Source organism: Nocardia sp. CNS-044 (genome assembly GCF_059570515.1).
On the sequence record NZ_JCANSX010000010.1, the window covers coordinates 46507 to 60203 of the forward strand.

Consider the following 13697-nt stretch of genomic DNA (forward strand, 5'->3'; position numbering starts at 1 on the left):
CCCGGCGTTAGTATGCGCACATGGCGCACCCCGCTACACCGGTACCCGGGGCGACGGTCGCAACGGGCTCGTCGCCCGCCGCGGCCGGGCGCGGTACCGGTGTAGCGGAGGTGGTCGCGCGGTTCGAGGAGGCGTGGCGGGACGCGCCGGCCCCGCCGGACCTGCCCGCCTTCCTGCCCGACTCCCCCGCCATCCGCCGGGTGTCGTTGATCGAGCTGATCAAGGTCGATCTCGTGAACCGGTGGTCGCGCAACACCGCGCCCAAGCGCCTCGCCGAATACGTCGAGGAGCTGCCGGAGCTGAGTACCTGGCCGTTGCCGCCGGATCTCATCTACGAGGAATTCCACGTGCGCAGGCAGGCCGGCACCTCGGTGCAGGTCGGCGAGTACACCGCCGCGTATCCCGCGCAGGCCCAAGAGCTTTCGGAGATGCTGGCCACCGACGACTACCACAGCACCATGCTGACGGCGGCCACCGAACCGGTCCGCCTCGACGACGTCGACGTCGGCCAGCGCATCGACGACTTCGACCTGATGACCAGCCTCGGCCGCGGCGCCTTCGCCAAGGTGTTCCTGGCCAGGCAGCGGTCCATGCAGCGGTTGGTCGCGCTGAAGATCTCGCGCGACAAGGGCGCCGAGCCGCAGACGCTGGCCCAGCTCGACCACGAGTACATCGTGCGGGTCTTCGATCAGCGGGTGCTGCCGTCCCGTCACCTGCGCCTGCTGTACATGCAGTACGTGCCGGGCGGCACGCTGTTCTCGGTGCTGGAGCGGGTGCGCGCGACGCCGCCCGGCGAGCGCCGCGGTGCGCTGCTGCTCGAGGTCGTCGACGCGGTGCTGGCGAGCAAGGGCGAGATCACGCCGGTCGAGTCGTCGGTGCGCGCCGAGCTGGCCGGCCTGTCATGGCCGGAGACCATCGCCTGGCTCGGCCGTCGGCTGGCCGAAGCGCTCGACTACGCGGGCCGCCGCGGTGTGCTGCATCGCGACATCAAACCCGCCAACGTCCTGTTGACCGCGGAGGGCATCCCGAAGCTCGCCGACTTCAACATCAGCTTCAGCGGCAACGTGTCCGGCGCGAGTCCGGTGGCCTATTTCGGCGGTTCGCTGGCGTACATGTCACCGGAGCAGCTGGCGGCGGTGCATCCCGACAAGCCGGGCACGGCCGCCGATCTCGACACCCGCAGCGATCTCTACTCGCTCGCCGTGGTGCTGTGGGAGCTGCTGACCGGAGGCAAACCGTTCCACGACGACGCGGTGACCGGCGGTGACCGAACCACCTTGGACGGCATGCTGGATCGCCGCGCGGCGGGCACGGACGCGCTGCCCTACGAGGACCTGCCGCCGGATTGCCCGGCCGCGCTGCGCCGCGCGCTGGTGCGCGCCCTCGAACCCGATCCCGACCGGCGCTGGGCGTCCGGCGCGGAGATGGCCCAGCAACTCGACGTCTGCCTGGACGCCCGCGCCCGCGACCTGGTCGATCCGCCCCCTGGCAGCTGGCGGACGCGCGTCTGGCAGCTGATGATTCCGGTCATGGCAGGCGCCATCGGCGTGCCGAACTGGTTCGCCATCTGGTACAGCTACCAGCACAACCGGACGCTGATCATCGACAAACTGGACGATCAAGCCCAGGAACAATTCCGCCAGATCGCGCTGAACGCCTACGGCCTCTGCTTCCTGATCGGCTTCATCGTCACCAATGTGCTCATCGCCGATCTGTTGCCGATCGCCTTCGGCTTGCAGAGGGGACGCGAGTACGACGCGGCCCGGCTCGCCAAAGCGCGTTCGGACACCCTGCGACTCGCCCAGCGCAACGTGCTGACCTGCTTCGCGCTGTGGGCGTTGTCCGGCATCGTCGTGCCGGTGACGGTGCAGGCCTCGGGCAACCAGCTCACGTCGGAGGCGTACCTGCACTTCTTCGTCACCCAGATCGTGTGCGGAGCCATCGCGATGGCCTACCCGTACTTCCTGGTCAGCTTCTACGCGGTGCGCAGCCTGTATCCGAGATTCCTGCCGCATGGCGGCCTCGGCCCGGCGGACGCGATCCAGCTCGAGCAACTGGACGAGCGCAGCACCTACTTCCTCGCCATCGCCGCCGCGGTGCCGCTGCTCGGCGTCGCGGGCGCGACCTTCATTCCGGCCGAGGACATTCCGGCCGTCATCGTGGCGCTGCGGGTGCTGTGCGTGGGCAGTGCCGCCGCCTTCGTCGGCGTGTACTGGCTGTTCCGCATGCTGGAGAAGGACCTGGCCGCGCTGGAGCGCATCGTCGCGCGGTGATCAGCCGGGCCGGACGAGCGCGCGCTTGAGGATCTTGCCCGTCGCGTTGCGCGGCAACGCCTCGAGGAACGTCACGTCGCGCGGCACCGAGAAGCGGCTGAGCCGGTGCCGGATGTAGTCGCGCACCATCTCCCGATCCATCCGGGCGCCATCCCGGGTCACCACGAACGCCGCGAGCCGCTGCCCGAATTCGCGGTCGGGCACGCCGACCACGGCTACCTCGCTGACCTGCGGCAGCCGCAACAGCGCCTCCTCGACCGGGCGCGGGAAGACGTTCTCGCCGCCGGAGATGATCATCTCGTCGTCGCGTCCGGCGACGAACACCAGGCCGTCGGCGTCGACGTAGCCGAGATCGCCGGTGTCGAGCATGCCGCCCGCTTCGGTGGGCGGCGCGGCATCGGTGTAGCCGTCGAAGAGCATGTGGTTGTTGACGAAGATGCGGCCGGTCACCCCGCGCGGCACCGGACGCAGGTCGGCGTCGAGCACCGCGACTTTCGTGCCGAGCGGCGGGCGGCCCGCGGTGGTCGGCGCGGCGCGCAGGTCGGCGGGGTCGGCGATGGTCGCCCAGGACACCTCGGTGGAGCCGTAAATGTTGTAGAGGACGTCGCCGAAGGCGTCCATGAACCGCAGCACCGCCGAACCGTCCAGCGGCGCGCCGCAGCTGGCGACGATCCGCAGGCTGGAGGTGTCGTAGCGGGCCCGCACGTGCGCGGGCAGATCCAGGATCCGGTTCACCATCACCGGCACCACGACCATCGCGCTGACGCGGTACCGCTCGATCAGGCGCAGGCATTCCTCGGCGTCGAAACGCTCGGTGAGCAGCACGCTCGCCCGGATCGGCGTGCTGATCTGCAAAGCGGCCAGACCCCAGGTGTGAAACAGCGGCGCGGGCAGGAGCATCGTCTCGTCCATCCGGAACGGGATGCGCGAGAGCAGGGCTGCGACGGTGCCGAAACCTTTGGGCTGCGGGCGTCGTGCGCTCTTGGGCGTACCGCTGGTGCCGGAGGTCAACACGATCAGGCGGCCGGGTTGGGCCGGTCTGGTGAAGGGCGGGGTGTCCCAGGCGACCAGATCGTCGACCGTCGCGGGACCGCCCTGGTACGGGTCGGAGGTGGAGTAGCGCGGCAGCTCCGGCGACACCGAGCGCAGCAGCGGATCGAACTCGTCGTCGCGGAATACCGCGGCGAGATCGTGCTTCTCGATCACGTCGCGGATCTGGCGCGCGGAAAGCCCGGTGTTCAGCAGCAACGCGTCGACGCCGACCTTGCCCGCGGCGACCATGCACTCCACCATCGCGGCGCTGTTGCGCGAGAGCACCCCGATCGCGCTGCCCTCCCCCATGCCGAGCGCGACCAGCGCACCGGCCAGTCGATGCGTGCGGCCGTGCACCTCGGCGAAGCTGTAGGTCGTTCGGGCGTCGATGAGCGCGGGCCGCTGCGGGGTGTAGGCCGCGGCGGCCGCGTAGCCGCCCGCGAGGGTGAAGCCCCATTTGGCAAGTCCGCCCAGCTGTTTCAGCCCGCGGTCGGGACGATAACTGCGCACCACGCCGGTGCTGACCAGCTGCCGAGCGACGCCGATCTGCAAGCGTGCCAATGAATCCTCGCCATTGACCAGCACCGAGGTCGGCGCACCGCGCACCGCGTCGGCGATCCGGTCCAATCCCGCACTGGTCCAGGCGATCACCGCCGATTTGTCGAACGCGGCGATGCTCGGATGCACCCGCCCCAGCCCGACGTAGGTCACGGTGACCCGGGTGCGTTCTTCGTTGCCGCGCAAGCGAACCGAGGCGAATCCGCCCGCGCCCGGACATTGGAATTCGAGAATTTCGCGCTCCCGCGCGACAACCAGATGAATGGGCGGTACGGTGATCTCGGTATCGGGCCCACCGGCGCGAACTATCAGAATGGTTTGCGTTTCTGATGTTTCGGCGCGCTCACAGGATCCGACCCCCTGAAACATTCGCGCGTAGGTCTGCGGTTCGGTGAGCAGATCCCACACCGCCGTGCGGTCGACTGCGTACTCGGCATCTACGGTGATGACATCGGTAACCAACTGTGTGCATTTCTCTCCGGCCCACCCGTGTGCGCGGGTCGGCGTGGTCACGTATTTGTACCGACAGGTAACAGTTAGGTCAAGGCCCGGCGGAATCCGCCGGACGCGCCGGTGACTTTTCGGTCAAACGTCCAATTATGGGAATCCGTCCCGCATTCCGTGCGGACCTGCACAATGTGATCGAGAAAAGCCTTCGCGGCCCGCCACGGTCGCGGAGGCCGCACGACGGGAGAACGATGACCGCCAGAGCCCACCTGGAGCGCGAATTGGGCGGACCGTTCGCCGCCCTCGATCTGCTGACCGAGCAGGAGATCGACGAACTCGCCGAAATGGTCGACGCCGCACTGCGTACCGAGACCGCTACCCTCGCCGACTCCGTGGACGCGGTGGTCGGCGCGCTGCCGTGGCCGCTGCGCACGGCGGCGAAGAAGATCATGTTCGGAAACCGGCTCGGCTGATGACCGACCTGGTCACCAGGGCACAGCTCGTCCTGCTCGCCCGCACGCTGCACGTCCCCGCCGAACGCCTCGCGCACCTCGAGAAGCTGGGTGCCGCACGGCTGCACGAATTGCAACAGCGCATCGCACGCCGGATCTTCGACGAGCACACGGCCACCTTCCGGCGCGTCGGCATGCTGGTTCCAGTTGTCCCGCTGAGCATTTCGCTGCCGCTGGTCCAGCGCATGGTGCCGCCGACGATGGCGGGCCGCGCCGCGGGCGCGGTCGGCGTCGAGCATCCGAGGAAGGCCGCCGAGGCGCTCGGCATGCTGGAGGTCTCCTACGCCGCGGACTGCGCGCCGTATCTGGATCCGCGCACGGTCGGCGAGCTGGCCGACGTCGCACCGCCGGGGCCGGTCGTCACGATCACCAACGAGCTGCTGCGCCGGGGCGACTACGTCACCGCGGGTCCGTTCCTCGCCTACGCCACACCCGCGCTCATCCGCGCCGTCGAGGCGGGCGTGCACGACGACGAAGGCATGATCCTCTCGGCCGCCTACGCGTATTCGAGCGCGAGCATCAGCGCCGTCATCCGGGAGATGCTGCACGGTTCCGCGCAACGGATCCCGCGCCTGGCCGCCACCCTCCTGTCCGGTTCCGCGGAGCTGCGGCTGACCGCGCTGTCGGTCTTCGCGCGCTGCGACGAGGACGTGATCGCCGCGCTGGGCGGCATTCTCATCGATGTCGGCACCGTCGAGCAGAACGGCGACCTCGTCCGTGTCGCGGCCGAGGCGGGCGCGATCCGCGAATTGCTGACGCTCGTCGGGCATCTCGGCCCTTCGGCGCTCGACACGCTGGCCGCCAATCCGGTGACCGCCGACCACGCCGTCATGTCGGCGCTGGTGGCAGCGGTCGCCGAACAGCCGGAGCCCGCGACGCTGCGCGGTCTGGTGAATCTGCTGGAACGCGCCGACGCCGAGACGACGCGTCGGTGGGGCAGGCTGCTGTTCGAGTCGGCCGACGCGGTGCTCGTCCAGTTGCCCGTGCTCGTCACCGAGGCCAGACTATGGCCCGCGCTGCTGCGGATACTGGCCGAGATCGACGGTGAAACCCAGACCCGCCTCGGCGAGGCATGGGCGAAACTGCCCGCGGCGGACCGCGAGACGCTCGAACGGCGAGTCCACGAACTACGCCTGGACACCCGCCTGGCGACGCTCACCGTCACGATGAACATCTACGGCTGACGTGTCTCCTTCGCGAACGGGTCCCGTGGTAATCCGAAGACCAGCGGATATGACTGTCGGATCTCATGCCGAGGCAAGTCGCCGGGCGATCGCGGCGGCGATCGGAAGCCCGGCCTGCTGCTCGTAATACGAGAACGCAGGGCTGGGATTGGCCTCGAAGCACACGGCTTCCCCTTCCGGGGTGATACGAAGATCGATTCCGGCGAGCTCCAGCCCCAAGGTTCGGGATAAACGAACACAGCGTCCAGCCAGTTCGTCATCGATCGAATACGCGTCGACCACCGCGAGCGGTGCCCCACTTGCGGACCCGTATCGATAGTCGGTGGCCCAGCTCGTTACCCGCGCGGCGAAAGCGTCGTCGCCGACGGTGTGGACGCGGACATCTACGCCGTCCACGTAGGACTGGAACTGGACCGGACACCCTCGGATTCGGTCGAGACGACCGATGTCCAGGTCGGTGAGCAGCTTGACCACAGAACGAACACCGCTCATCGACTTGTAGACGATCCGGCCGTGGCGCGCCCGAAATTCGAGGACCTCGGCGGGATCGCTCGTGATCAGTGTCTCCGGGACGTTGAATCCTGCTGCCGAGATGAGTTGCAGCTGATACGGCTTGGACGCATTGCTGGTCTGGGCCGATGCTCGGTTCACCACCAGCGCGGGGGTCATCTCGAGCCAGGTCATCAGCTGGTCGTGCAGGGTTCGGCAGTGCATGCGACCTGGCGAGTCGACCGGCTCCGACGCGATCTCAGGAAGGAGTCGATCGTCCATCGTGCGGACGTAAACGCTGCGGATCGACTCCAGTTCGGCCCGCCCCGAGCAGTCCTCGATCGTGCCACCCACGCGCCCGTCCGCGACCTCCAATCGCAGGGTGGTGACGAGAGCCTGTCGCTGATCGAACCAGCGAAACGGGGTTCGCATACGCGCCAACTCGGCGGCTACCAGAGCCATCGGCGGCTCCGAACGGATCCCGCACAACAGGACGGTCATCGGCTCAGGACCTTCGACAAGGCATCGATCGCCCGGTCACCGGCCACGCGTAGATCGGCCATCGGCATTATCCCCGTGAAGACCGGCGACGTATCAGGTGACCGATCGAGTCCAATGTGGAGCAACGACACTTCGGCGAGATCGGCCAAGCGGCGGCAGGCCGAGCGAACGTCCTCCGAGAGCGGCGGATCCGAGAGGACGATGTCCCCGATCACGAGCGCCCAAGACGTCCATTCGTTGTCGGCAGGACATGATTTCGGCATAGTGTCATGCCAGCGCCATGGACGGTGGGGCAAGCCGGCCCGCGTGGCCAGCAGATACCATTCTGCGGGCGAACGCCACCGCCCTGCCAGAACATAGGGATGCGGCAGCTCGACCACGTGCGCTCCCGTCCGACACATCGAGTGCAACGCACTGCACAGCAGGGCGCGGAACTCCTGCTCGGTGTATTCCACATCCTCCTGCTCGATCCTGGCGAGGTAGGACGACGGAATCTGCACGAGGCGATTGAGGACCCAACCGACATCCTCTTGATATATCCGCCGTCCATCGGCGAGCACCACGTCGAAACGTGCGCCCGCTGGTCCGACAGTGTGACGCCAGCGCGATCCCGAGCAGAGCGCTTCGGTGGTGACGACTTGCGTGGCAGCTCCGCGCCTGCGCAGCTGCTGATCCACCCATCCGGCAACGGGATCGCCGGGCTCGCACAGGATGAGCCCGAAACGCCGCGCCGCCGCGTGCCCGATCACTCGCGTGGCGGTTCGTTTTGCAGGGCACCGCGACTCGAATCGGGCCGTTGCTCACGCTCGATGAAGTGCGCAATGCGGGCCACCGTGTCCTCGAGCCGGTCCAGACGTTGCCCGATATCGACCAGATCCCCGGACTGCGTCCTGGCATCCGGCATCGGATTCCCGAGTGCGGGGTTGCTGACTTCCACCTCGAGCTTCTCCAGCTTGATCTCCTTGAAGACCTCCTTGATCTCGATCTTCTCGAGCTTGATCTCTTTGAACTCCTTGATCTCCTTCAACTCCTTGACGATCGTCTTGGACGGCAGGAGCGGGGTGAGAGTCTCGGTGATCCGTCGGCGGCACACGGCGCAGAAGGGCCGCGGGGAACACCTGTCCACGGTCCGCATGCGGCAGTCGAATTGCGGGCGGAAGACGCCACAGTGATAGTAGTTCGCGCCCTCGTACGCACCCACCGTGTCCGGCGCGCGCGGATTGGACTGCGGATCGCATATCGAGCAGTCTGTGTTGGACGTCGTCGGCATCGGGGTGCCGGCAAGCACGAGGTCTCGCCATTTGATCGTCGCGCGGTTGCTGTCGATGGTGACGTTCGGAAAGTCCGGCTCCACCGTGGGATGGCGGTCGCGGCCCACATCTCGCCCGCATTCCAGGTAGTACTCGTACTCGTCGGCGAGACCGAAAGCCGTGTGCCCCATTTCGTGGAGTCCGATCTCGGCTGCTCCAGCAGCCATGGAAAAGACTGCCACGGCGCCCCCGGATCCGCCGTAAACCTTGGAGTTGACGAGGACCATGATCATGTTCCAGGCGGGCACATCGGCCCCGACCGTACTCATCACGGTGGCGGTGTCGACGACCAAGAGCCGTCGGGCACCGCTGTTGCAGAAACTGGCGTCGAAGTACGTGGCCGCGACGGAGCCTGTTCCGCAGCACGCAGTGGGATCGTCCGCGCCACTGTCTGTGGACGCCACGTCCAGGCGATAGACGTTCAGGGCCGCTTGCAGCCTGTCGAAGGGGGCGGTGCCGAGGAGCGTGGCGACAAAGCTCTGCGCATCCGTCGCGAATTTCTCGATCTCGGCGGCCCGGTAACCCTCGGCAACGAGAACCAACGTCCAGCGATCGCTGTCGGGCCCGTGATCGAGGATCTTGGTAGCACCCAGGACGCTGCCGTCACCGATTCCCATGGGCACGGCCTCGCTTTCGGCGCAGTGGGAAGTGCGCAAGCGGTTCAGCGGGCCCCCACTCCTCTCGGGATCGAGGGGACTGCTCACCAGTACCAGGCTGTCCGCCGCTGGTAGATCCGGGATGAGGATCGCGAACACGCCGTGCGGCCGGTCCACCTTGTGGCGCTGCGCACCCGTGTCGGGTTCGTGCGCCTCCGCGTCGAACCGGATGGGGTTACTCGCGACGCGCCGGTAGATGACTTTGCCCTTCGCGTCTCGCACCTCGAACCAGAAGCCGCTGCGGCCCTCGTAGCCCTTCAGCGCATCGCTCGGCGGCACCGCCATCTCCACCTCTTGCCGGTCGCTGACCGCGACTCTCCGGCCGTCGTACTTCATGAGGAGACGCAGCGCACGGTTCGGCTGCGGCTGTTGCTCGCTTCTGACACTCACCGACCGTCCTGGCATTTTCGAATTGTCCGACCGAGGAGTGCCGCCGGGCGTGAGTACTGCACTACTCGTATTGCGAGCACGCAGAACTTCCCGCGTGGGGACGGCATTGTCGCCGTGCCCCTTGACTCGCGACGATCGATCAGGCGAGCTCATCGGTACCGGGGAAGCAGCCGGAGAGTGGGCGCATACCCCACGACCGAAACACCGCGCCGTGCGCATCCCGTGAGGGACGCGCACGGCGCGGTATCGGAATCGCGCACTTCGTTGTGCGAAATCCCGCCGCGGCGCCGACCCGACATCTCACACCGCGGCGCTGGAGCACCGGCTACACGGGGGTGAAATCCCGGCTGCCGATGTAGGTGGGTCGCCGTCCCGGCGCGGCGAACGGCTCCTCCAAAACGTTCTCCACGCTGTTGAACACCAGGAAGATGTTCGAGCGCGGGAAGGGAGTGATGTTGTTGGACGAGCCGTGCATGATGTTCGAGTCGAACAGCAGTGCCGACCCCGCCCGACCGGTGAACTGCACGATGCCGTGCTTGCTCGCGAGCGTCGCGATGTCATCGGTGGTCGGCACACCGATCTCCTGCTCCTGCAACGACTCCCGGTAGTGCTCGGCGGGCGTGCTGCCCTGGCACGGGACGAAGGTGCGGTGCGAGCCGGGCATCACCATCAGGCTCCCGTTGACCGGGTGGTTGTCGGTCAACGCGATCGACAGGCTCACCGCGCGCGGGCTCGGCATGCCGTCCTCGGCGTGCCAGGTCTCGAAATCCGAGTGCCAGTAGAACCCCGTTCCGCGAAAGCCGGGCATGTAGTTGATCCGGGTCTGATGCAGATAAACATCCGATCCGAGCACCTGCCTGGCCAGCCCGGCCACCCGCGATTCGCGCACCAACTCGGCGACCGCGTCGCTGAGCTTGTGCACCTCGAAGATGGACCGGACGCGGCGTGACGCCTTCTCCACGATGAACCGGTCGTCGTCGGTCAACGCCGGATCGGCGGCGAGCCTGCCGATCTCGGCGCCGAACAGGGCCACCTCGTCGGCACTGAGCAGGTCCTCGACGACCGCGAATCCGTCGCGATCGAAGGTGGCCAGCTCCTCGGACTCGATCGTCCCCCACACCGTGGGGTCGGGTCGCTCGATGTGCCGTGGGCGCGCACCGGTTCGGGTGGGGTACCGATCGATGCGCTCGACCTCGTCGCGCTCGATGGTCTGTGGCAACACTTCTCGCCGCTCCTTTCAGCCGATCGGCGCCGCGACCAGCGGGTAGACGCCGTTGCTGTCGTGAACCTCCTGCCCGGTGACCGGCGGGTTGAACACGCACATCATCCGCATGGTGCTGCGCACCTCGAGACGGTGGCGTTCGTTGCCGTCGAGCAGGTACATGGATCCGGGGCCGAGCTCGTAGGTGACGTCGTTGTCCAGGTCCGTGAGCGTGCCCTCGCCCTCGATCAACCACACCGCCTCCACGTGGTGGCGGTAGTGGAACTCGTGCACGGTCCCGGCCTCGATGGTGGTCTCGTGGAAGGAGAAACCGACGCCGTCGCCGCCGAGCACGATCCGCTTGCTGCGCCAGCCCTTGCCCGCGACGTCGCGTTCGGTGCCGGTGATCTCCGCGGTGCTGCGCACGATCACTGGAACTCACCGCCCTCGGCCGGGCCGCGGTGGTGCAGGCGGCCCCAGCCGGTGCACACCGTGTCGATGGCGCCGGTGAGCAGCTGCAAGCCGTGGTCGAGCTCCTCGTCGCTGATCGTCAACGGCGGCAACAGCTTCACCACCTCGTCGGTGGAGCCGGAGGTCTCCACCAGCAGACCGCGCTCGAAGGCCACCTGGCAGACCTTGCCCGCCTGCGACGGGTCGTCGAAGGCGATGCCGTGCACCAGGCCGCGGCCGCGGGTGGACAGGCCGGGGAAGTGCGCGGCCGCCGCGCCGAGCGCCGTCGCGATGCGCTCGCCCTTGGCGTAGGTGGCGCGCTCGAGCGTGTCGTCGGACCAGTAGTGCTGCAGCGCGGTCTGCGCGGTGACGAAGGCGGGGTTGTTGCCGCGGAAGGTGCCGTTGTGCTCGCCGGGCGCCCACTGGTCCAGTTCGGACTTGAAAAGCACCAGGGCCATGGGCAATCCGTAGCCGCCGATGGACTTCGACAGGGTCACGATGTCGGGGGTGATGCCCGCGACCTCGAAGGAGAAGAACGGGCCGGTGCGGCCGCAGCCCATCTGCACGTCGTCGACGATCAGCAGGATCTCGCGCTCCTCGCACAGCTTGGCCAAGTGCCGAAGCCATTCGGCACGAGCGACATTCACGCCGCCCTCACCCTGCACCGTCTCCACGATGACCGCGGCGGGACGGTCGAAGCCCGAGGAGGTGTCGTCGAGCACCCGCTCCATCCACTGGAAGTCGGCGGTGGTGTTGTCGAAGTAGCCGTCGTAGGGCATGTGCGCCGCGTGCACCAGCGGCACGCCCGCGCCGGCGCGCTTGGCGGCGTTGCCGGTCACCGACAGCGCGCCGAGGGTCATGCCGTGGAAGGCGTTGGTGAAGCTGAGGATGGTCTCGCGGCCGGTCACCTTGCGGGCCAGCTTGAGCGCGGCCTCGACGGCGTTGGCGCCGGTCGGTCCGGGGAACTGGACCTTGTAGTCCAGGTCGCGCGGCGCGAAGACGGTATCGCGCAAGGTCTCCAGCAGCTTGCGCTTGGCCGCGGTGGACATGTCCAGGCCGTGCGTGATGCCGTCACTGGCGATGTAGTCCAGCAGCGGCTGCTTGAGGATCGGGTTGTTGTGGCCGTAGTTCAGCGCGCCAGCGCCCGCGAAGAAGTCGAGGTAGTCCTTGCCCTCCTCGTCGCGCAGCCAGGCGCCCTTCGCGGTGGTGAACACGGTGGGCCAGGCACGGCAGTAGCCGCGCACATTCGACTCGAGCGACTCGAAGACGGTGGTTTCGGCGGTGATCATCGAAGCTCCTTCTCAGGCTTTCGCTGCGCGGTCGGCGCGATGCGGTAGAGGTCTTCTGCGGCGTGGTTGTCGGGGAAGACGCCAGGATCGAACAAGGGGCGCTTGGTCATTCGCGCGCCGCGACGGCGGGCCACCGCCGCGAACATCGCGATCGAGGCCGGATTGTCCGGCGAGACGGTGGTTTCCAGCGCCGTGACCCCGTGCGGGGCGACGGTGTCGAGCAGGTGCTCGATCAGCGCGGAGCCGGTGCCCCGGCCGCGCTCGCTGTGCGAAACCGCCACCTGCCAGACGAATACGGTGTCCGGAGCCTGCGGCCGCAGGTAGGCGATGACGAAGCCGACGACCCTGCCGTCCACCTCGGCGACCACCGTCGTGCCGGGGAAGTCCCGACACCACAGCAGGTACGCGTAGCTCGAGTTGGTGTCGAGCACGTGCGAATCCTTCGCGATCCGCCAGATCTGGGCGGCGTCGCCCAGCTGTGGCGCACGAAGGAGTGGAACACCGATGCGGTCGGATCTGTGCCACGCCGACGCGGCGCGATCGATCGTTTCCGTGGACAAGGTTGGCAGTGACATACAACTCCCAGGTCGGGTCTGCAGTACTTATCCAGGCTTACGAACCAACTTTGAGCTGAAGTGGTCGATCTCTTTGCGGTTGTATTACGAACAGATCACGAGGCAAAACATAATGTGATCAACGTTGCACGTCGAGGCGATATCCGAGCCCGCGCACAGTGACCACGACGCACGGATCCGATGGATCGCGCTCGATCTTCGTTCGCAACCGCCGCATATGGACGTCTACAATGCGCTCGTCGCCGAAAAACCCATCGTCCCAAACTCGTTCGAGCAACAGGGCGCGGCTGAGCACGCGCCCCGGCGATTCGGCGAGTTCGCAGAGGAGTCGAAACTCGGTGATTGTCAGGCGTATTTCCTCGGCGCCGCGGCGTACCGCGCCGCCGTCTTTGTCGAGGACGAGCGGCGCGCCCGGATACGCGTCCAGCACCATTTCTCGCGGCGCTTCGCGCTCGGCGGCCAATCGCGCTCTGCGACGTAGTGCGCGCATGCGCGCGGAGATTTCCTTGATTTCGAATGGCTTGGTGACGAAATCGTCGGCGCCTGCCTCGAGCGCGGCCACGACGTCGTGCGTGTCGTCGCGCGAGCTGATCACGATGATCGGGACGTCGTGGTCGCGGCGGATCTCGCGGATGCAGTCGAAGCCGTCCATGTCGCCGAGCATCAGTTCGACGATCATCACATCGGGGGCGCCGTTGCTGCGCAGACGCGACAGCGCGTCCTCGGCCTCGTTCGCCTCGGCGACGTCGTAGCCTTCGTCCTCCATGGCCATCCGCAGCGCGCCGCGGATCTGGTCGTCGTCGTCGACGATCATCAGGTTCGCGCTCAAG

Annotated in this window: 12 protein-coding genes; 3 read left to right on the forward strand and 9 right to left on the reverse strand. The window is 67.4% G+C overall.

Annotation, left to right across the window (positions count from 1 at the left end):
* The first annotated feature begins 20 nt into the window (after positions 1–20).
* Entirely contained in the window at positions 21–2273 is a 2253-nt protein-coding gene (locus tag T333_RS26155; protein WP_355001543.1) for a serine/threonine-protein kinase, read from the forward strand.
* On the opposite strand, the gene T333_RS26160 is transcribed toward T333_RS26155, so the two are convergent.
* Entirely contained in the window at positions 2274–4325 is a 2052-nt protein-coding gene (locus T333_RS26160; protein ID WP_496426162.1) for an AMP-binding protein, read from the reverse strand.
* Positions 4326–4561: 236 nt separating this feature from the next.
* Between T333_RS26160 and T333_RS26165 the strand changes: the two genes are divergently transcribed.
* On the forward strand, positions 4562–4783 hold the full coding sequence (locus T333_RS26165; RefSeq protein WP_355001544.1) for a hypothetical protein: 222 nt from the start codon (positions 4562–4564) through the stop codon (positions 4781–4783).
* Positions 4783–6006 (forward strand): hypothetical protein, encoded by a 1224-nt coding sequence (locus tag T333_RS26170; protein WP_496426163.1) that lies wholly within the window; start codon positions 4783–4785, stop codon positions 6004–6006. Before T333_RS26165 ends, T333_RS26170 begins: the two co-directional genes overlap by 1 nt.
* A gap of 63 nt (positions 6007–6069) precedes the next feature.
* Here T333_RS26170 and T333_RS26175 read toward each other — a convergent pair whose 3' ends face one another.
* The 8 genes from T333_RS26175 to T333_RS26210 form a co-directional block, all read right to left on the reverse strand.
* Positions 6070–6957: an ATP-grasp domain-containing protein gene (locus T333_RS26175; protein WP_355001546.1), complete on the reverse strand. Its 888-nt coding sequence runs from the start codon at positions 6955–6957 to the stop codon at positions 6070–6072.
* A gap of 35 nt (positions 6958–6992) precedes the next feature.
* Positions 6993–7745, reverse strand: a complete 753-nt coding sequence (locus T333_RS26180; protein WP_496426164.1) for a hypothetical protein — start codon at positions 7743–7745, stop codon at positions 6993–6995.
* Entirely contained in the window at positions 7742–9352 is a 1611-nt protein-coding gene (locus tag T333_RS26185) for a M64 family metallopeptidase (protein ID WP_496426165.1), read from the reverse strand. Before T333_RS26185 ends, T333_RS26180 begins: the two co-directional genes overlap by 4 nt.
* 325 nt (positions 9353–9677) lie before the next feature.
* Positions 9678–10571 carry an ectoine hydroxylase gene (thpD, locus tag T333_RS26190; RefSeq protein ID WP_496426394.1) on the reverse strand — a complete coding sequence of 298 codons (894 nt, stop codon included), beginning with the start codon at positions 10569–10571 and terminating at the stop codon, positions 9678–9680.
* A gap of 18 nt (positions 10572–10589) precedes the next feature.
* Positions 10590–10985, reverse strand: a complete 396-nt coding sequence (locus T333_RS26195) for an ectoine synthase (protein ID WP_355001551.1) — start codon at positions 10983–10985, stop codon at positions 10590–10592.
* The gene (ectB, locus tag T333_RS26200) at positions 10982–12292 is read right to left on the reverse strand and encodes a diaminobutyrate--2-oxoglutarate transaminase (RefSeq protein WP_496426166.1); all 1311 of its coding nucleotides are present in this window, start codon (positions 12290–12292) and stop codon (positions 10982–10984) included. Before ectB ends, T333_RS26195 begins: the two co-directional genes overlap by 4 nt.
* Positions 12289–12867 (reverse strand): diaminobutyrate acetyltransferase, encoded by a 579-nt coding sequence (ectA, locus tag T333_RS26205; RefSeq protein ID WP_496426167.1) that lies wholly within the window; start codon positions 12865–12867, stop codon positions 12289–12291. The genes ectB and ectA overlap by 4 nt, the downstream gene beginning before the upstream one ends.
* Before the next feature lie 118 nt (positions 12868–12985).
* Complete coding sequence (locus T333_RS26210) at positions 12986–13696, reverse strand: response regulator transcription factor (RefSeq protein ID WP_357247950.1); 711 nt, start codon at positions 13694–13696, stop codon at positions 12986–12988.
* Position 13697: the final 1 nt, after the last annotated feature.

What these genes read in the sequence shown, in the direction of transcription:
- T333_RS26155 (WP_355001543.1), top strand. Translation starts at nt 21, where the DNA reads ATGGCGCACCCCGCTACACCGGTACCCGGGGCGACGGTCGCAACGGGC.
- T333_RS26165 (WP_355001544.1), top strand. Translation starts at nt 4,562, where the DNA reads ATGACCGCCAGAGCCCACCTGGAGCGCGAATTGGGCGGACCGTTCGCC.
- T333_RS26170 (WP_496426163.1), top strand. Translation starts at nt 4,783, where the DNA reads ATGACCGACCTGGTCACCAGGGCACAGCTCGTCCTGCTCGCCCGCACG.
- T333_RS26175 (WP_355001546.1), bottom strand. Translation starts at nt 6,957, where the DNA reads ATGGCTCTGGTAGCCGCCGAGTTGGCGCGTATGCGAACCCCGTTTCGC.
- ectB (WP_496426166.1), bottom strand. Translation starts at nt 12,292, where the DNA reads ATGATCACCGCCGAAACCACCGTCTTCGAGTCGCTCGAGTCGAATGTG.
- ectA (WP_496426167.1), bottom strand. Translation starts at nt 12,867, where the DNA reads ATGTCACTGCCAACCTTGTCCACGGAAACGATCGATCGCGCCGCGTCG.